The sequence below is a fragment of the Nocardiopsis oceani genome (genome assembly GCF_054777395.1).
This window is the reverse complement of the sequence record NZ_BAAHAR010000081.1, coordinates 1-17,644: the sequence shown is the minus strand read 5'-3', so window position 1 is coordinate 17,644 and position 17,644 is coordinate 1. Positions and strand designations below refer to the sequence as shown.

Here is a 17,644-nt window from a genome sequence, read left to right as displayed (position 1 = left end):
CCAGCGCGGCGAGCTCCTCGTAGGAGGGCGCGGTCTGGTCGGAGGAGGTCACGGGTTCATCGTTGCAGCCCAGGGGTCCCTCTCGCAGGCGAACCGATCAACTCACCCAAAGACCTGAACAGTCACCTCGGCGGGACGCTGCTGAGTGCCCCCGCCCAGGCTGCCACCCCCGCGTCTGGCACGGCGCAGAACCAGATCTTTTGCCCCTACGAGGTCAGCGCCGCCGAAGCCTACTTGGTCGCACAGATGGAGCCCACCGCACCTTTGGTGAGGGTAATGCCCCGTGGAGAGACGTTCTGGGGGACTCCTATTGACGGCTGGGTGAGCGTCGGGAATGAGGGCTACGTGTCACAAAGTCCCCTGAACCGTACTGGTGACTGCAGGAACCCCTAGCGGTCGATTCTCCTGAGCGGACGGTCGGTTCGGCTGCCTCTCCCGCCGGGCCGACCGTCCTTTCCCGTCCCTTCCAGCGCCTTAACCTGTGAGCCCGTTGAGCAGAGCCCGCAGGCCGAACCGGAACCGGGCCTCGGACTCGGCCTCGTCCGGGGCGTCCTCCTGGCCGGAGTGCCTGACCTGGTGCGCCACCGCTCCCAGGCAGTAGCCGTACAGTGCGTCGCAGGCCCGAGGCACGTCATCCTCGACCAACCCGGCCTCGCTGAAAGCCGCGTGCATGAGGGCGCGCGTGTCCTCCTCGCCCAGGGTGTGCGGTGCGCGGTGCATGAGCAGGGACAGCGCACCGGAGTAGGTGAGCAGCCGCCCCCGGTAGGCCTCGGCCCAGGCGGTCAAACGCTCGTCCCACGGGCGGCCGTCCTCGGCGACCTCGGCCGGGGCGGTATCCGAACCCTCCTGCTCCTCCTCCGGCGGCCCCTGCTCCTCGGTCAGGCCGCTGATCACGCGGGCCGTGGTGACGTAAGCGGCGATCGCGTTGAACAGCTGTTCCTTGCCGCGGGGGAAGTGGTGGTAGATCGCCATGGCCTCCACCTCCAGGGCATCGCCGAGCCGGCGCATGGACAACCCGCCCAGCCCGCGCCCGGTGATGATGTGGAGTGCCTCGACGATGATGCGTTCACGGCTGAGGCCCGCGTAGTTCCTGCTCACTGTTGCTGCCTTCCGGGGGACCAGGGGACTGACGGTGTAAAGCTGGCAGTTCTGTCCGCGGAGCGCCAGTACCGACGCACGACCCGGGTCGCCAGATGATCTTGGTCACCCATAGGGTTGCCTCGACACGGCTGACGCTACGCCCCACGGAGAGCGGACATGGCACTTGCCAAGCAGGACAAAGAGGCGGCACGGACCCACCTCGCCGAGGACGAGGAGCGGGCCGAGCGCCTGCCCGGACTCCTGAGGTCGGTGGCCGAGGCGGAGCGGGATCTGGACGGGGCCCGGCAGCGCAACGCGCCGGTCGAGGAGGTCCACGAACGCGGCATGGCACTGGACACCGCGCTGACGGAGGCGATGCGCGCCGCCTACGCCCACGAGCGCACGCTGGTGGGGGTCAAGGGCTACACGGACCGGATCTACCGCCGCAAGCGCCTGGCCCGGCCGAAGGTCCGGGAGGCCACACTGGTCGCTGAAGAGCTCCTCACCGCGCGGGAGACGCACCGGCTGCACGGCATCCCCGGGGTGCCCCGGCCCGTGGTCTGACGACCCCTCTCAGAGGTCCTGCGGCCCAGGGCCGTGGGACCTCTCCGCGCCGGGCACCTTCAAGCTGGGGCGGACGGGGGATAGGTTTGGGGTGCGCCCGGACGAACTCCGGTCGAGAAGCAGGCGAGCCACGTAGGGAGCTAAGAGGGACATGGCGGATTTCATCCGCATTGATCCAGCGTCGAAAGTGCCGCCCTACGAACAGATCAGGGCCGTTGTCGCGATAGCCGCGGCCAACGGGGACCTACCGGTCGGCTACCGGCTGCCGACCGTGCGGGCCCTGGCGGGCCAGCTCTCCGTCGCCGTCAACACCGTCGCCCGCGCCTACCGTGAACTCGAACAGGCCGGTGTGGTGGAGACCCGGGGCCGTTCCGGCACCTTCGTGGCCGCGGCCGGGGACGACCAGCGCGCCGAAGCCCTGGCCGCCGCTCGGGCCTACGCCGAGGTCATCACGCGAGTGGGCCTGGACCACGACGAGGCTGTCGAGATTCTCCGGGCGGCGCTGGAGGGCTGACCGTCTCCGAACCGGGCCCGTGTCACAGGCCTCCGGTGAGCGACGTACGATGCGTTCCCACGGTTCCATTCGGACGGGGTGTTGACCATAACCGGTCGGAACCCCGCAGAGCGCCCTGAACAGGTACGCTCACCGATATTCTTAGTGCGCGTCGACCTCCCCTCGGGCGGCGTTGAACCCCCAACCCCCAAGGAGACTCCCATGAGTAGGAGATCTGGCGGCGGACGGTCATCGGGCGGACGAGGAGGACGTTCCGGCGGCGGGCGCTCCGGAGGTGCCTCGCGCCGCGGCGGCGGTTTCAGCTCCCGTAGCGGCAGCGGCGGTTTCCGTTCCCGCGGCGGCGGGGGCTCCGCACGCTCCGGCGGCGGTTTCAGCTCCCGTTCCGGCCGCTCGGCCCGGGCAGGCCGTTCCCCGCGTGCAGCACGCTCCTCGGGTCCGGCGCGGTCCGGCCCCTCGCCCATGGTGGGAGCCGCCTACGCGGCCGGTTCCCGGCCCCGCTGGTACCACTACGGTCGGCGGCGCCACTACGGGCCCGGCTACGGCTATGGCCACGGACCCGGCTACGGCTACGGTCGGCGGCGCGGCGGCGGTATCGCCGCGATGTTCGGCTGCCTGGCGGTCGCCGGTCTTCTGGTCGTCGTCGTGGTCCTCGCGCTGATCCTCTGAGCAGACGGGCCCGCCCGAGATTGCGCGGCCTCCCCTGAAGAAGTACCGAGAAGGAAACGAGCACAACCCGTGTCCCACCCCCGAACCCTCACCCGTCCCCTCTCCCTGGCCGCCGCAGCGCTGGCCGTGCCGCTGGCCCTGAGCGCCTGCTCCGGGAACAGGGCCGAGATCGACGCCGCCTGCGCCGACATCCGGGAGAACATCAGCGCGGTCGACTTGGCCGCGCAGAGCATCGAAGAGGACATCCTGGTCGACGGTGTTCCCTACCAGGACCAGCACGCGGACGAGCTGGTGGCGCACCTCGACGACGTGGAGCACCTGGAGGAGTACGCCAGCGGTTCCCTCCAGGACGACGCTGCCGAGCGGGCCGACGCCGTCGACACGGTCCTGGTCGAGCTGGACGACGGTGACGAAGCCGGTCTGGCCGACGCACTGGACTGGACGGCGGAGACCCACGACATGATCCTCGACGCCTGCGACTGACGGGCGTGTACGCCTTCCACGAATAGCAGCGGGGCGGGGCGGGACCGGCGTGGTCCCCGCCCCGCCCCTTCTGTGCGCCGACGCCCCCGTACTCGCTGACGCCCTCGCGCGGAGGTCTGCTCAGCGGCGCAGGCCGACGACGGAGATGATGTAGAAGGCGATCAGGCCGATCCACACGATGGTGACCCCGGCCGGGCCGACCAGTGTGGCGGCAGCGGCGGTCAACGGAAGACTCAGGCCCAGGCAGACCAGTGACAGCACCATGCGTACGTTGTTCGCAGGTAGCCCGCGGCGCTCTTCCCTGGCGCCCATCTGGCGTGCCACGTGGTGTTTGACGCGTTCCTCGATGGTGTCGTCGACGCGCTCCACGAGGGACGAGGCCACCGCTTCGTCGTATTCGGGGCCGAGTTCACGGCTGGCGCGAAGCGCGGCGGAGATCTCGTCCTGCTGTCGCCGGGAGTCGTTCGTCATTCGGCCATTTTCCCACCGGACCGGGGAAACACAGCGGATGGCGGGAGATACCAGGGGAAGCTCGGGGTTTCCCCTGATGCTCCCGGAGACCGGTGGCGGCCACCGGTTTCTGCGGATCCCTGACAGCGGTGGCCCCGGACAGCGGTGGAGCCGTTCCCTTTCGGGGAACGGCTCCATACCGTGTCTTCGCTCCTGTCGCGGTTCTCGCGGTTCTCGCGATGGTCGCCCTGGCGGCCTGTGCGCCCTAGCTGGCGAAGTCCAGCAGCTGCTGGGCCCGGCTCGGGTGCCGCAGCTTGGACAGGGACTGCTTCTCCAACTGCCGGATGCGCTCTCGGGTGAGCCCCAGGTGCTTGCCGATCTCGTCCAGCGTCCGCGGGCGGCCGTCCATCAGGCCGAACCGCAGGGACATGATGGTCGCCTCGCGCGGCTCCAGGTCCGACAGTGCGTTGCGCAGCTGGTCGGCCATGATCTGGCGGTCGACCACCTCGGAGGCCTCAGAGGCGTCCACGTCCTCGATCAGGTCACCGATGCGGGTCTCGCCGTCCTCACCGATGGTGGAGTCGAGGCTGATCGGCTGCCGGGTCACCCGCAGCAGTTCCTCGATCTGGGTCGGGGTCTTGTCCAGCTCCAGTCCGAGCTCCTCGGGCGTGGGTTCGCGACCGAGCGCCTGGTGCATATCGCGCTCCAGACGGCTCACCTTGCTGAGCAGCTCCAGAACGTGCACGGGCAGGCGGATGGTGCGGGCCGAGTCGGCGAACCCGCGCTGGATCGCCTGGCGGATCCACCACATGGCGTAGGTGGAGAACTTGAAGCCCTTGGTGTAGTCGAACTTCTCGACCGCGCGGATCAGGCCGAGGTTGCCTTCCTGAACCACGTCCAGCAGCGACATTCCCCGGTCGCTGTACTTCTTGGCCACCGACACGACCAGGCGCAGGTTGGCCTCGAGCATGTGCGACTTGGCCTTGCGGCCGTCCTCGGCGACCCATTCGAGCTCGTCACGCTCGACGTCGGCCATCGGGACGGTCTCGTCGACCTCGCCGTGCTGCCCCAGCCGGTACTCGGCGTAGAGCCCGGCCTCGACGCGCTTGGCCAGGTCCACCTCCTGCTCGGCGGTGAGCAGCTGACGCCGCCCGATCGCCTTGAGGTAGGTGTGGACCGAGTCGCCCATGGCGGGTGACTGGTCGTCCAGGTCGGCCTCGCCGGTGTCCGGGTCGGTGTTGACCTGAGCGGTCTCGGTCTTCTTGGTGCGTCGCGAGGAGCGGGGCTTCCTCCGGGTGGAGGCGCTCTTGCGCGCAGCGGCCTTGGGTGCCTCGTCAGTGTCGGGCACCGTCGCGATGAGAGTGTTTTCCAGCACGTCGTCCTCGGCGTCAGGGTCGGCCACCATCGCGGAGTCGTCGCCCCCGTTGGCGAGTCGGACCCCGTTATCGGTGAGTTCACGCAGGATGGAGCGGCCGTCACTGGAGGTGACTCCGGCCGCTGAGAAAGCAGTACGTAGTTCGGAGAGGGACAGGTGTCCCTGAGCGCGCCCCTGGGCAATCAGGTCGGTCAGGGCCTCGTGGGCGACGTGGCCCTCTTTCTGAGCGTTGCCAACGGGGGCTTCGGACTCATGGTCCGAAGCGGCTAGGGCAGTGCTCGTCATGTGGGCACCTCCCTCCCTTCCAAGACGTGTGGCACGTGGCGGAGGGTTCCCGCCGACTGGACGCGCCAATATGTCCAACGTGTCGGCGAGTCAAATGTTCCCTGTCTCGATTGGATATCGACGAGGGTGGCATAGATCACTGTTCCATGAGTGGCGGAATAAGGATCTGTGCGGGTAAAGCAACTCGCTCGGCTTAGGTGTTCGAAACGCCGTGTGGTGGGCGTTCCTGGCGCAGGGGAGGTCGCAGGGCTGCGGATGATTGGACCGATGGCTGCCGCCAACTGCGGACCTCCTTGGGAGAGGGGCCGAAGATACCGGATACTCAGGTAGACGCCAGGGAGCTTTCGGAAGTTCCCCGCCTTCCGGACACGGTCACGGAAATCACTGTCCGTAGGCGCGAGGAAGCGTCGCGCACCCCGATCCACGCTGGTATCGATGGGCGCCGACGGCTCCGGGGGCGGCACCCGCTGGGGCCCAGGGTCCCACGTGTGCGGACTGCACCGGTAAACGCCGCTTCGCACCACCTGGGGGAGTGCGTGGCCAGCGGGATGCCCGGAGCGGGGGCAGGCGGCGGGGCAGAGGGCTGGGTCAGGGGGCGGCCGTGCGCAGCGCGACCAGGTCCGGCTTGCCCGAAGCCAGCATCGGCAGGGCGGCGCGGACCTCCAGTTCACGCGGGGCCGCGTAGGCGGGCAGCCGTTCGCGCACCCAGGCGCGGAGTTCCTCGAGGGTCGGCGGGTCCTCCGGGTCGGCGGCGACCACGACCGCGCTCACCCGCTCGCCCCACTCTGGGTCGGGGCGGCCCACCACCACGGACTCCGCGACGGCGGGGTGTTCGGCCAGCAGGTGGTTCACCTGGCCGGGGACCACTTTGTGACCGCCGGTGTTGACCACCTCGTCCATCCGGCCCAGAACGCTCAGGCGGCCGTCCTCACCGAACCGCCCCAGGTCGTTGGTACGCAGCCACACCGTCCCGGCGCCGTCGGTGGTCAGCGCCCGCGGGTCGCCCGCGACGCCGGGCGGCATGCGGTATCCGCTGAGCAGCATCGGGCCGCCAAGCAGGATGCGTCCGGCGACACCGGTATCCGGCCCAGCGGCTTCCGGCTCGTGGGTCGGCCCGCCGTCTGGCCCATCGGTCGGCTCGTCGGCCTCGATCCGGGCCAGGGCCCCGGCCAGGGGGGCGCCGTCGTAGACGCACCCGCCGCAGGTCTCGCTCATGCCGTAGGTGGTCATGACCCGGCCGCCGGCCTCGCGGGCGGCCGCCAGCAGCGCGGGTTCGGCGGCGGCACCGCCGAGCAGGATGGTGCCGAACACCGACAGGTCGGCGCCGGAAGCCAGGAGGCGGCGCAGTTGGGTGGGGACCAGCGAGATGTGCGGGCGCAGCCGGTGCGCCAGCTCCATCACTGGGTCGGGGTCGAAGGCGGCGTGCACGGCTTCGGTACCGGTGACGATCGCGCGCATCATCACCTGGATCCCGGAGATGTGCCCGGCGGGCAGGACACACAGCCAGGTGTCGCCCTCAGAGGCGCCGATCCGGGCCACGGAGGAGCGCGCGGAGGCGAGGAGGGCGCGCGCGGACAGTTCCACGCCCTTGGGGTGCCCGGTGGAGCCGGACGTCGTGATGACCAGTGCGGCGCCCGGGCCCGCAGGAAGCCCGTCTTCGAGGGCGGTGACGCCGTCGGGGGTGCGCAGCGACGAGGGGCGCATGGCGTCGAGGAGATCGGCCGCGCGGGTGTCGGGCGTGCCGTCGGGGATCGGTAGGAGGGCGGGACCGGTGCCGTCCAGCGCGTCGCGGAGCAGCAGGTTCAGGCCCTCGGGTGACAGCCCGCGTACCGCCTGGAGGGGGCGCTCGCCCTCGGAAGCGGGGACCTGGGGCCGGTGTTCGTCTGCTCGTGTCACGGTCGTCCAGCGTATGCCGGGAAAGCGAGCGGACCGTCCAACGGGTCCAGCTGCCGGGTGCGTGCCTGTCTGTCCCGGCCCGCCTGGCAGAATGCGTAGGGTTGACGCTTGGACGCCGGGCCTGGTCGCCCGGAAGCATCCGCGCCGTCCCCGTCCCCGTGAGGAGAAACAGTAGCCGTGAGCAGCGTGATCGACTGGCAGCGGTCGGGCGAGTATTCCGACATCATCTACGAGACCGCGGAGGGCATTGCCAAGATCACGATCAACCGCCCAGAGCGGCACAACGCCTTCCGCCCCCAGACGCTCTTCGAGCTCCAGACGGCGTTCAACATCGCCCGGGACGACTCGAACGTCGGTGTGATCATCTTCACCGGCGCCGGCGACCAGGCGTTCTGCTCCGGCGGTGACCAGAAGATCCGCGGCGACGACGGCTACATCGGCGACGACGCTGTGGCTCAGAAGGGCATCGGCCGCCTCAACGTGCTGGACCTGCAGGTGCAGATCCGTCGCCTGCCCAAGCCGGTGATCTGCATGGTCGCGGGCTGGTCCATCGGCGGCGGAAACGTGCTGCAGGTCTGCTGCGACCTGACCATCGCGGCAGACAACGCCAAGTTCGGGCAGACCGGGCCGCAGGTCGGTTCCTTCGACGGCGGTTACGGCTCCTGGCTGCTGGCCGAGACCGTGGGCCTGAAGAAGGCCCGGGAGATCTGGTACCTGTGCCGCCAGTACAGCGCCCAGGAGGCGCAGGACATGGGCATGGTCAACACCGTGGTGCCTCTGGCGGACCTGGAGAAGGAGACCGTGCAGTGGGCGCGCGAGATGCTCGAGAAGTCGCCGCTGGCGCTGCGCATGGTCAAGGGCGCGATCAACGCCGTCAGTGACGGTGCCGCTGGGATGCAGCAGTTCGCGGGGGACGCGACGATGCTCTACTACATGAGCGAAGAGGCCCAGGAGGGGCGCGACGCCTTCAAGGAGAAGCGCCGCCCCGATTTCGACAAGTTCCCGCGTCGCCCGTGACAGCGCTCCCGGAGCCGGGACCGGCGGGGGAGGACGCTGCGGGCAGGGCCTTCGCGATCGGTCTGCGCAACCGCTTCCGCGGCGTCACCGTCCGGGAGGGCATGCTGGTGCGCGGCCCCGCCGGGTGGGGTGAGTTCTCGCCCTTCGCCGAATACGGGCCGCGCGAGGCCTCGCGCTGGTGGGCCGCCTGCCGGGAGGCGGCCCACCGGGGCTGGCCGGAGCCGCTGCGCGAGCGGGTGCCGGTCAACGTGACCGTGCCCGCCGTGGACCCCGAACGCGCCGCCGGGATCGTGGCCGCAGGAGGCTGCGCCACGGCCAAGGTGAAGGTGGCCGAGAAGGGCCAGGACTGGCGTGCGGACGTGGCCCGGGTGGAGGCGGTCCGCGCCGCGATCGGCCCCTCGGGGCGGGTGCGGGTGGACGCGAACGGCGCCTGGGACGTGGACACCGCTGTGCGGATGACGCGCGAGCTGGACCGGTTCGATCTGGAGTACGTGGAGCAGCCGTCCGCGACCCTGGAGGAGCTGGCCCGGGTCCGTCGCCGCGTGGACGTCCCCGTCGCCGCCGACGAGTCGATCCGCCGGGCGGAGGACCCCCTGCGGGTGCGGGCGTCCGAAGCCGCGGACATCGTCGTGCTCAAGGTCCAACCCTTGGGCGGCGTGCGCGCCGCGCTGCGGGTGGCCGAGGCCTGCGGCCTGCCGGTGGTGGTCTCCAGCGCCGTGGAGACGTCGGTGGGCCTGGCCGCCGGGGTGGCCCTGGCGGCGGCCCTGCCCGAGCTGCCCTACGCCTGTGGTCTGGCGACCATGCAGATGCTGACCGCCGACGTCACTTCGGATCCGCTGCTGCCGGAGCACGGTTCGCTGCCGGTCCGTCCGGTGGCCGTGGACGAGGCGGCGCTGCGGTCGGTCGAGACCGGCCCCGGAGCCTGGCGGGAGCGGGCGGCGGCAGCCGAGGCCGCCGGAGACACGGAGACTGTGGCGGATGCCGGCACCGCTGCGCCCGAAGCCGTCGGACCGAAGCGGTCCGACCCACGGTGACGGGAATCTGGCACACGGTGGCGGTGGTGAACCCGATGGGCAAGAGATCACAGCCGGGCCGGGTCGCCCATCGCGACCGAACGGGGTTCACTGGAGGGGGCCGGGGAATCGTGCGTTCTCGGGCACGTGATCGGCGCACCGGGTAGGGCAGTGGAGTAGGGACCGGGAACAGGGGAGCCGTAAGGTCGGGTCGGATCGCGCGGTCAAACTGGTACACACCTTGACGAACGAAAGTTTTTGATGAATCCGTCTACCGCCCTGGCGCGGGTCCTCGTCGACGAACTCGCGCGCTGCGGGTTGGTCGAGGCCGTCGTCGCGCCCGGGTCCCGCTCGACCCCCTTGGCGCTGGCCCTGGTCGCACATCCCGGGATCCGGGTCCACGTGCGGGTGGACGAGCGTTCCGCGTCCTTCCTCGCACTGGGTCTGGCCCGTGCCTCACGCCGTCCTGTAGCCGTGGTGTGCACCTCCGGCACTGCCGCCGCCAACTTCCACCCGGCGGTCATGGAGGCGGACGAGAGCGGCGTCCCGCTGCTGGTCCTGACCGCCGACCGGCCGCCGGAGCTGCGCGGTACCGGCGCCAACCAGACGGTGGACCAGATCGGCCTGTACGGCGGTGCGGTCCGCATGTTCGCCGAGGTCGGCACCCCCGACCCGGCCCCGGGCATGGTGGCCTACTGGCGTTCGCTGAGCTGCCGCGCCTGGGGTTCGGCAGTCGGAGGCCAGCCCGGACCGGTTCACCTCAACGTGGCCTTCCGCGATCCCCTCACCCCCGATGAGCCCGCGGACAGTCCGGCGTGGACGGCTCCGATCGACGGGCGCCCGGACGGCCGCCCTTGGATCGGTCGGCCCGGCCCCGTCGCCGAACCGGCTCCCTTCGAGCTTCCGGCCGTGGAGCGGGGCGTCATCGTGTGCGGTGACGGCGACTACGATCCGGTGCCCTTCCTGGCCCTGTCCGAGCTGACGGGCTGGCCCCTGCTCGCCGAGCCCACCTCCAACGCCCGCCGAGCCGGCGCGGTCTCCACCTACCGGCAGCTGCTGGCCGCTCCGGGGTTCGCCGCCGAGCACACGCCCGAGCTGGTCGTGAGTGTGGGGCGCCCCAACCTGTCCCGCCAGACCCTGGCCTACCTGCGCCGTGCCGAACGGCACGTGGTGGTGACTTCAGGTGCGGTGGGCGACCCCGCTGCGAGCCTGGCCAACGCCTTCTCCGACCCCGCGCGGACCGCCACGGACGTGGTGCCCGCGGTCGTGCCCCCCGCGGGGCTCGACTGGGACTCCCCCCAGCGCACCGACTGGTCCCGTTCCTGGGAACGGGCTGAGACCGCGGGCCGAGCCGCGGTCGACGGTGTCCTGGACGCCGACGAGGCGCTCTCCGAACCCCGCCTCGCCCGCGACCTGGCTTCCCAGCTGACCGAGGGGTCCTTGCTGTTCGCCGGGTCCAGCATGCCCATCCGCGACCTCGATGCCACGATGGGTGCCCGCTGCGGCCTGCGTCTGGTGGGCAACCGGGGGGTGAGCGGCATCGACGGGACCGTGTCGACGGCGGTCGGTGCGGCTCTGGCCCACCAGGCCGAGAGCGCGGGCCGCGCCTACGCGCTGCTCGGCGACCTGGCGGTGCTGCACGACCAGAACGGGCTGATCATCGGCCCGGGTGAGCCGCGCCCGGACCTGGCGATCGTCGTGGTCAACAACGACGGCGGCGGGATCTTCTCGGGACTGGAGCAGGCGGGCCACCCCGACTTCGAGCGGGTCTTCGGGACCCCGCACGGGGTGTCGATGGAGCGGGTCGCCGCCGTGGCCGACCTGCCCTACACACGCGTGGAGTGGGCCACCGACCTGTCCAAGGCCCTCCTGGGTGAGGGCCTGCGCATCGTCGAGGTGTGTACGACCAGGGCGGGCAGCGCGGCCCTGCGCCGCCGCCTGCAGGACGCCGTGGACACCGCGGTCCGCGACCTGTACTAGTACTTCGAGTAGTGCGTTGAACCCCGCGACTGGGCAGCCCGGTGGCCCGGCCTGTCCGCTTCGCGGAACTGGGGCGGGCCACCGGGCCGGATCAGACCGCGGGTGCCTGGGAGCCGTCCAGGATCTCCAGCAGCACGTCGACGTAGTCGGTGATGATGCCGTCGACACCCATGTCGACGGCCCGCTCCATGTCCTCGGGCTCGTTGACCGTGTAGACGTGGACCTCCATGCCCGCGTCCTGCACGGCCTCGACGTAGTCACCGTCGATCTGGGCGTGGTTCGGGTTGACCTGGTCAGCCCACGCGTAGTCCTCGAGCTCGTCCTCGGGCACGATCCCCAGCAGCCCGTGCGGGACGTGGTCCGGGTAGAGCTCGCGTGAGCTCTCTACGACGTCCCAGTTGAAGTCCTGGATCGCGAGCCGGTCGTAGCCGGGCTTGCCGGGCAGCGACCCCGGGGCGAGGAACCACGGGTTGTCGTGGATGACCTCGGCGACGTCCTCCTCAATGCCGGGGTGGAGCTCGGACTCCTTGATCTCCAAGAGGAAACCGAGGTGCAGGTCCTTCATGAGGTCCAGCCCCTCCTGGAGGGTGGGCACCGGCTCGCCCGCGAACTCCTCGTCGAACCAGGAGCCGGCGTCGAGCTTGCTGATCTCCTTCATGGTGAAGTCGGCGACGTCGTAGGAGTCCCGGTCCGGGAAGACCTCCTCGACGTCCGTGGTGCGGGTCAGGTCCTCGTCGTGCATGAAGATGAGCTCACCGTCCGCGGTGCGCTGCACGTCGGTCTCGATGGTGCTGGCACCGAGCTCGGCGGCCACCTCGATGGCGACGAGGGTGTTCTCCGGCGCGTATCCGGACGCTCCGCGGTGGGCGACGTCGAGGACGTCCGGGCCGGGCGGTCCGGCGGTCGTAGTTGATTCCGCGGCTTCGGACGCGGTGTCGGCGCTCGCCACACCAGTAAAACCGAAAACGGTCATCGCGGAGCTTGCCGCGACGACCGTGGTGTAACGCAGCGCGGTTCTCAGGCGCGCGTCGATGCCGGTACGGGGACGGGGATGGTCAGGCATGATCCGGGGGGTGTCGGACACAGTGCTCCTCATATTCATGGCAGGACAGGGTGACCCGATGTGCTCTGTGCCGGGTCACCACTGCTGCCAGTCCCGATGGGTCTCGGCCGGGCGATGCGCAGTGTGAACAAATCGCCCAGACCGGGTATTAAAACCCCCAAGCATTCACAAAGCAATACCCAGGGATCAGCTTTCACTGTCGCGACGCCGGCTGACGCGCGCGTGACCTGCGAACGAACTCCATAGGGAGGACTGAGGAACGCCGGATATCCGCACTTCAGCGGCGGGTCCGGCTCCGGCACCGAACCACGTGGGGCAAGTACCCGGTGACTGGGCGCCTCCCCCCATCTGCCGGAAGAGTCTGCGCTGCAGGATCAGCGGCGCAGGATATCCATCAGGTCGAACTCCAGCTTTACGGGAACAGAGGTCTTGAGAGTCCCTCGGTGCACGGTCGGCCGACCGTAGTCACCGGAAGGACTGGCCGGGTCGGTCTCGTACTCGTAGACCACCGCGTCCGGTCCGTCCTGCTCGACCCCCCAGAAGACCTGCGGCGGCATGGGGAGGACCACCCGGTCGTCGCCCTCGGATGCTTGTTGCCGGCCACAGTCGGAGCGGACATGTGACTGTCTCCAGTCGTCGGATCGTTCTCGTCGCCCACCGTAGCCATCTCGCCGTCCCGTCAGGGTGCCTTTCTGGCCTTGTCCATTCCCCTACCCGGAGCTCGGCCCGGCACCCGCGGCCGGGGCTTGGCCGCGCGGGAGACTGAGCCTTCGGTGGAGCAAGCGCTCGTTGAGGAGGAACTGTGGCCGGGTGGGAGACCCGTCAAAAGGCGTTGTGCTACGTGGTGCGCGACGGGCGGCTGCTGGTCTTCCGGCACGTGGACCACCCCCTGGAGGAGGTCGGCCTGCAGGTCCCGGCGGGGAGCGTCCGGTCCGGGGAGCGCCCGGAGGCCGCTGCCCTGCGTGAGGCCCGCGAGGAGACCGGTCTGGATGGTCTGCGCGTCGTACGCGCGCTGGGCGTGACGGAGTACGACGTGGCCCCGTACCGGTTCGAGGTCCAGCGCAGGCACGTCTTCCAGCTGGCGGTTGACGGTCCGGTACCCGAGCGCTGGACCTCGGTCGAGGAGCACGACGGGGAAGGGGAGCCGACCCGGTTCGAGTGCTTCTGGATCTCCTTGGCGGCGGGGCACGTACTGCAGTCCGGCCAGGGGGCGCTGCTTGGTCGGCTCTTCGATTGAGCACCGAGACGGATTCCAAGGGGTTTTCCGAATCCGTTCGCCCGGTGCCCTCCCCGGATACCCGAGGAGACACGCCGGGCTGAACCGGGCGGTGTTCCTGGACCGGGGCGCGGGGGTAGGCAAGGATCGCTCCGAGGTCTTACATTACGTAATCGCTCTCAGTCACAGAGTAGTCAACTGACCCGTGTGTGGGAGTTGTGTGTCCGTTCATCCTGGTTTCACCGGTGCGTGTGAAGCCTCGGACAGGGTCGAGAGCGACCGGCAGGACCTCCTGCCCGACCGCCTCCGGCCCCCACCCCGCACTCCGGGGCGCCGGAGGAGCAGTCACGATCCGCGAGGAGAACGAGTGCCCGAATCCGCGCCCCGCCGCCGACTCCTGCCCCTACTCGGAGTCGGAGGCGGCCGTTCCCCCAAAACCTGCCTGTACCGCTGCGGCAACGCCTGTTTCCACCCCGCGCCCAACAAGAGCGGCAACCCCTACTTCGGTGACATCTTCCAGGGGGTCCTCTCCCGCCGGACCGCGCTCAAGGGCGCCGCGGTAGGCGCCGGGGCCAGCGCCCTGGGGCTCGCGGCACTGAGTCCGGCCGCCGCCAGCGGGGTGCCGAACCGCCCCCACCCCTCGCCCCGGCCGACGTTCCAAAGCGTCCAGCCCAACACCGAAGACGTCGTCACCGTCCCGGAGGGCTACGACCACCACGTCATCGTCCGCTGGGGCGACGCGGTGGAGCCCGACGCACCCGAGTTCGACTTCGAGAACCAGACCGGTGCGGCCCAGGCCAAGCAGTTCGGCTACAACTGCGACTACGTCGGCTTCTTCACGCTCGACGACAACCGCGGCCTGCTGTGGGTCAACCACGAGTACACCAACGAAGAGCTGATGTTCGCCGGTTACACCGACGGGGACGACGCCGACCTGGAGTGGATCCGGGTGGCTATGGCCGCACACGGCGGCTCCGTGGTGGAGTTGGAGCGGGTCGGTGACACCGGCGAGTGGCACATGGTGGAGGGCGACCGCCCCTTCAACCGGCGGATCACCCACGAGACGCCCTTCCGGGTCAGCGGCCCCGCCGCCGGACACGAACTGCTGCGCACCGAGGCCGACCCGGAGGGGACCACGGTCCTGGGAACCCTCAACAACTGCGCGGGCGGGATGACCCCGTGGGGCACCATCCTCAGCGGCGAGGAGAACTTCCACCAGTACTTCGTCGGCGCCCCCGACTCGGAGGAACACGCCCGATACGGCCTGCCCACCGACTACTCCGGCCGCCGGTGGGACCGCGTGGACGAGCGCTTCGACCTGGCCAAGCACCCCAACGAGGCCAACCGCTTCGGCTACATCGTGGAGATCGACCCGCACGACGCCGATTCCACCCCGATCAAGCGCACCATGCTCGGCCGCTTCAAGCACGAGGGTGCCAACGTCAACATCACCGGGGACGGCCGGGTCGCCGCGTACATGGGTGACGACGAGCGCTTCGACTACATCTACAAGTTCGTCAGCGCCAAGAAGTACGTCGAGGGCTCCCGCAAGCACAACATGGCCCTGCTCGACACGGGCACCCTGTACGTCGCCCAGCTCACCGGGAACAGCCCCGAGGAGGAGATCGACGGCACCGGAGCCCTGCCCTCGGACGGCGAGTTCGACGGCACCGGCGAGTGGATCCCGCTGTGCACGGACACCGAGAGCTACGTCGACGGCTTCTCCGTCGCCGAGGTCCTCGTCCACACCAGGCTGGCGGCGGACAAGGTGGGCGCCACCAAGATGGACCGGCCCGAGGACTTCGAGCCCAGCCCGGTCACCGGCAAGGTCTACTGCGCCATGACCAGCAACGACGCCCGTGAGCCCGGCCAGGCCGACGAACCCAACCCGCGCGGCCCCAACAAGTACGGCCACATCCTCGAGATCATCGAGGACGGCGACGACTCCGGCGCCACCACCTTCAGCTGGATCGTGCCCATCGTCTGCGGTGACCCCGAGGACGAGAGCACCTACTTCGCGGGCTACGACAAGTCCAAGGTCATGCCGATCGCGACGCCCGACAACGTGGCCTTCGACAAGCACGGCAACCTGTGGATCGCCACGGACGGCCAGCCCAGCACCCTGGACACCAACGACGCCCTGCACGTCGTGCCCGTCGAGGGACGTTTCCGAGGTGAGCTGCGCACCTTCGCCACGTCGCCGTTCGAGGCCGAGACCTGCGGTCCGCTGATCACCGAGGACCAGAAGACCGTCTTCCTGGCCCCGCAGCACCCGGGCGAGAACGGCACCGCCGAGGAGCCGACCAGCACCTGGCCCGACGGCGACTTCCCGCGCCCGTCGGTGGTGTGCGTCTGGCACACCGGAGGCCGCGACGTCGGTACCTGATCGACCGCAGAGCGCCGGGCCCGCGCGGCCCGGCCGGCACAGGCCACCGGCCCCGGTCCTCTCCGTCGTGGGGGAGGGACCGGGGCCGGTTCGCGTCTGAGGGCCGACCCGGTCGGGCCCATCCTGCCCGCAGCCAGGGTCAGGCCAGGGCGGCGGCACCCGCGTTGAGCCGCGCGGCCACCTCCGCCAGGCGGCGGCCCTGGTAGCGGGCGGCGTCCAGGACCGCGTCGTTGGGCTCCCCGGCGCCGCCGACGTGGGAGGTGCCGTACGGGTTGCCGCCGGCCGGGTAGATGGCCGGGTCGGTGTAGCCGGGCGGGACGATGACCGTACCCCAGTGGTAGAAGGTGTTGTGCAGGGCCAGCAGGGTGGCCTCGTTGCCCCCGTGGGCGTTGATCGCGCTGGTGAAGCCGGTGGCGGGCTTCCCGGCCAGTGCGCCCCCCTGCCACAGTCTCGCGGGCGTGGTGTCGATGAACTGCTTCAGCTGCGAGGAGATGTTGCCGAACCGGGTGGGTGAACCGAAGGCGAAGACGTTGGCCCACTCCAGGTCGTCGGGGGTGGCCTCTGGGACGTCGGCGGTGGCGTCCAGGTGTGCCCGCCAGGCCGGGTTCGAGTCGATGGCGGCGGCGGGTGCGAGCTCGGGTGCCCGCAGGAGCCGGACCTCGGCGCCCGCCTTCTCCGCCCCCTCGGCGAGTGCTTCGGCGAGGCTGTGCACGTTTCCGGTGGAGGAGTAGTAGACCACCGCGACCTTGGCGTTCATCGATAGGAGTCCTTTCCCTGGAGTGCGGGGCGTGCCTTCATGGCACGAGCCGCAAAGTGGATAGTTATCCGGTTGGCTGGTTCAGAGTAAACCGGATATCTATCCGTTTCGCAAGGGAGATTCGGGAACGGGTCCGAGAAGTCCGTTAGGGTCGGGTCCATGACCGGACCAGAGCTGCCCTTGATGGGCCAGGAACAGGCGCCGTCGGGGCGCGCCGACGCCGTGCGCAACCGGCGCGCGATCCTGGACGCGGCCCAGCGGCTGTTCGCGGAGCAGGGGCCCGGGGCCGTGACCATGAACGCCGTTGCCCGCGCCGCGGGCATGGGCGTGGGGACGGTCTACCGCCGCTTCGGGGACGTCGGCCAACTCCTCGCCGCTCTCATGGACGAGGACGAGCGGCACTTCCAGGAGTCGTTTCTGAACGGCCCCCCGCCGCTGGGCCCGGGCGCTCCGGCACACGAGCGCCTCCGCGCCTTCCTGCACGCGCTGACCGACCGGATGGTCGAGCGGTTCGGGATCATGCGCGCCGTCGAGGAGGCCGAGGCCGGTGCCCGGCACCGCGGGGGCGCCTACCGGGCCATGCACGCCCACGTGAGCATACTTCTGCGCGAGTCCCGGCCCGGCGCGCAGACCGAGGTCCTGGCACACATGCTGCTCGCGCCCTTCGTGCCCAGCCTCCTGGGACACCTCATCGAGGAACGGGAGATCGACGTGGACACGGTAAAGAGGGGTATCGACGACCTCCTGGGCTCTGACCTCTCAGGTGAGCGCGCCTAGATGATTGAGTCCGATGTCTTCAGTGGTCGTAGGCGATCAGGGACCGCTTGACGGGGGCGTTGGTCTCCCAGTTGTGCCAGATCGCCGCGGCCATGGCCAGCAGGCGCTGTGCGGTACGGGCG

General features: G+C 70.1%; 17 protein-coding genes and 1 pseudogene. 10 read left to right on the top strand and 8 right to left on the bottom strand.

The features are described from left to right. Positions 1 to 474 precede the first annotated feature (474 nt). A complete protein-coding gene (locus ACYVDG_RS31400; protein ID WP_460763184.1) occupies positions 475 to 1,098 on the bottom strand; it encodes a TetR/AcrR family transcriptional regulator in 624 nt (207 codons plus the stop codon). Between the two features lie 159 nt (positions 1,099 to 1,257). Here ACYVDG_RS31400 and ACYVDG_RS31395 point away from each other — a divergent pair, with 159 nt between their 5' ends. The 4 genes from ACYVDG_RS31395 (at position 1,258) to ACYVDG_RS31380 (ending at position 3,307) form a co-directional block, all read left to right on the top strand. After that, on the top strand, positions 1,258 to 1,644 hold the full coding sequence (locus ACYVDG_RS31395; protein ID WP_460763180.1) for a hypothetical protein: 387 nt from the start codon (positions 1,258 to 1,260) through the stop codon (positions 1,642 to 1,644). Positions 1,645 to 1,795: 151 nt separating this feature from the next. After that, positions 1,796 to 2,158 carry a GntR family transcriptional regulator gene (locus ACYVDG_RS31390; protein ID WP_460763177.1) on the top strand — a complete coding sequence of 121 codons (363 nt, stop codon included), beginning with the start codon at positions 1,796 to 1,798 and terminating at the stop codon, positions 2,156 to 2,158. Positions 2,159 to 2,359: 201 nt separating this feature from the next. Next, positions 2,360 to 2,824, top strand: coding sequence for a hypothetical protein (locus tag ACYVDG_RS31385; protein ID WP_460763174.1), 465 nt, complete (start codon positions 2,360 to 2,362; stop codon positions 2,822 to 2,824). Positions 2,825 to 2,893: 69 nt separating this feature from the next. Continuing rightward, complete coding sequence (locus tag ACYVDG_RS31380) at positions 2,894 to 3,307, top strand: hypothetical protein (RefSeq protein WP_460763170.1); 414 nt, start codon at positions 2,894 to 2,896, stop codon at positions 3,305 to 3,307. Between the two features lie 120 nt (positions 3,308 to 3,427). Here ACYVDG_RS31380 and ACYVDG_RS31375 read toward each other — a convergent pair whose 3' ends face one another. The 3 genes from ACYVDG_RS31375 to ACYVDG_RS31365 form a co-directional block, all read right to left on the bottom strand. Then, on the bottom strand, positions 3,428 to 3,778 hold the full coding sequence (locus ACYVDG_RS31375) for a hypothetical protein (RefSeq protein ID WP_460763167.1): 351 nt from the start codon (positions 3,776 to 3,778) through the stop codon (positions 3,428 to 3,430). A 244-nt stretch (positions 3,779 to 4,022) separates the two neighbouring features. Next, positions 4,023 to 5,417, bottom strand: a complete 1,395-nt coding sequence (locus ACYVDG_RS31370; protein WP_460763164.1) for a sigma-70 family RNA polymerase sigma factor — start codon at positions 5,415 to 5,417, stop codon at positions 4,023 to 4,025. Between the two features lie 588 nt (positions 5,418 to 6,005). After that, positions 6,006 to 7,313 carry an AMP-binding protein gene (locus tag ACYVDG_RS31365; RefSeq protein ID WP_460763161.1) on the bottom strand — a complete coding sequence of 436 codons (1,308 nt, stop codon included), beginning with the start codon at positions 7,311 to 7,313 and terminating at the stop codon, positions 6,006 to 6,008. Positions 7,314 to 7,490: 177 nt separating this feature from the next. Here ACYVDG_RS31365 and menB point away from each other — a divergent pair, with 177 nt between their 5' ends. The 3 genes from menB to menD all read left to right on the top strand — a co-directional run bounded on the left by menB (position 7,491) and on the right by menD (position 11,323). Next, positions 7,491 to 8,330 carry a 1,4-dihydroxy-2-naphthoyl-CoA synthase gene (gene menB / locus ACYVDG_RS31360; protein WP_460763158.1) on the top strand — a complete coding sequence of 280 codons (840 nt, stop codon included), beginning with the start codon at positions 7,491 to 7,493 and terminating at the stop codon, positions 8,328 to 8,330. After that, positions 8,327 to 9,364: an o-succinylbenzoate synthase gene (locus tag ACYVDG_RS31355; RefSeq protein ID WP_460763155.1), complete on the top strand. Its 1,038-nt coding sequence runs from the start codon at positions 8,327 to 8,329 to the stop codon at positions 9,362 to 9,364. The genes menB and ACYVDG_RS31355 overlap by 4 nt, the downstream gene beginning before the upstream one ends. Positions 9,365 to 9,604: 240 nt before the next feature. Then, complete coding sequence (menD, locus tag ACYVDG_RS31350; protein ID WP_460763152.1) at positions 9,605 to 11,323, top strand: 2-succinyl-5-enolpyruvyl-6-hydroxy-3-cyclohexene-1-carboxylic-acid synthase; 1,719 nt, start codon at positions 9,605 to 9,607, stop codon at positions 11,321 to 11,323. Positions 11,324 to 11,414: 91 nt separating this feature from the next. Here menD and ACYVDG_RS31345 read toward each other — a convergent pair whose 3' ends face one another. Continuing rightward, positions 11,415 to 12,407, bottom strand: coding sequence for a glycerophosphodiester phosphodiesterase (locus ACYVDG_RS31345; RefSeq protein ID WP_460763149.1), 993 nt, complete (start codon positions 12,405 to 12,407; stop codon positions 11,415 to 11,417). Between the two features lie 353 nt (positions 12,408 to 12,760). Then, entirely contained in the window at positions 12,761 to 12,943 is a 183-nt protein-coding gene (locus ACYVDG_RS31340; RefSeq protein ID WP_460763145.1) for a hypothetical protein, read from the bottom strand. A gap of 245 nt (positions 12,944 to 13,188) precedes the next feature. Here ACYVDG_RS31340 and ACYVDG_RS31335 point away from each other — a divergent pair, with 245 nt between their 5' ends. Together ACYVDG_RS31335 and ACYVDG_RS31330 are read left to right on the top strand one after the other, a co-directional pair. After that, positions 13,189 to 13,623 (top strand): NUDIX hydrolase, encoded by a 435-nt coding sequence (locus ACYVDG_RS31335; RefSeq protein WP_460763141.1) that lies wholly within the window; start codon positions 13,189 to 13,191, stop codon positions 13,621 to 13,623. Positions 13,624 to 13,969: 346 nt separating this feature from the next. After that, a complete protein-coding gene (locus ACYVDG_RS31330; RefSeq protein ID WP_460763138.1) occupies positions 13,970 to 15,988 on the top strand; it encodes a PhoX family protein in 2,019 nt (672 codons plus the stop codon). 139 nt (positions 15,989 to 16,127) lie between these two features. Here ACYVDG_RS31330 and wrbA read toward each other — a convergent pair whose 3' ends face one another. Next, positions 16,128 to 16,745 carry an NAD(P)H:quinone oxidoreductase gene (gene wrbA / locus ACYVDG_RS31325; protein ID WP_460763133.1) on the bottom strand — a complete coding sequence of 206 codons (618 nt, stop codon included), beginning with the start codon at positions 16,743 to 16,745 and terminating at the stop codon, positions 16,128 to 16,130. A gap of 159 nt (positions 16,746 to 16,904) precedes the next feature. On the opposite strand from wrbA, the gene ACYVDG_RS31320 reads away from it, so the two are divergent. Beyond that, the gene (locus ACYVDG_RS31320; RefSeq protein ID WP_460763127.1) at positions 16,905 to 17,522 is read left to right on the top strand and encodes a TetR/AcrR family transcriptional regulator; all 618 of its coding nucleotides are present in this window, start codon (positions 16,905 to 16,907) and stop codon (positions 17,520 to 17,522) included. A gap of 19 nt (positions 17,523 to 17,541) precedes the next feature. Here ACYVDG_RS31320 and ACYVDG_RS31315 read toward each other — a convergent pair. After that, positions 17,542 to 17,644 (bottom strand): annotated as a pseudogene (locus ACYVDG_RS31315) (IS982 family transposase); the annotation flags it as partial.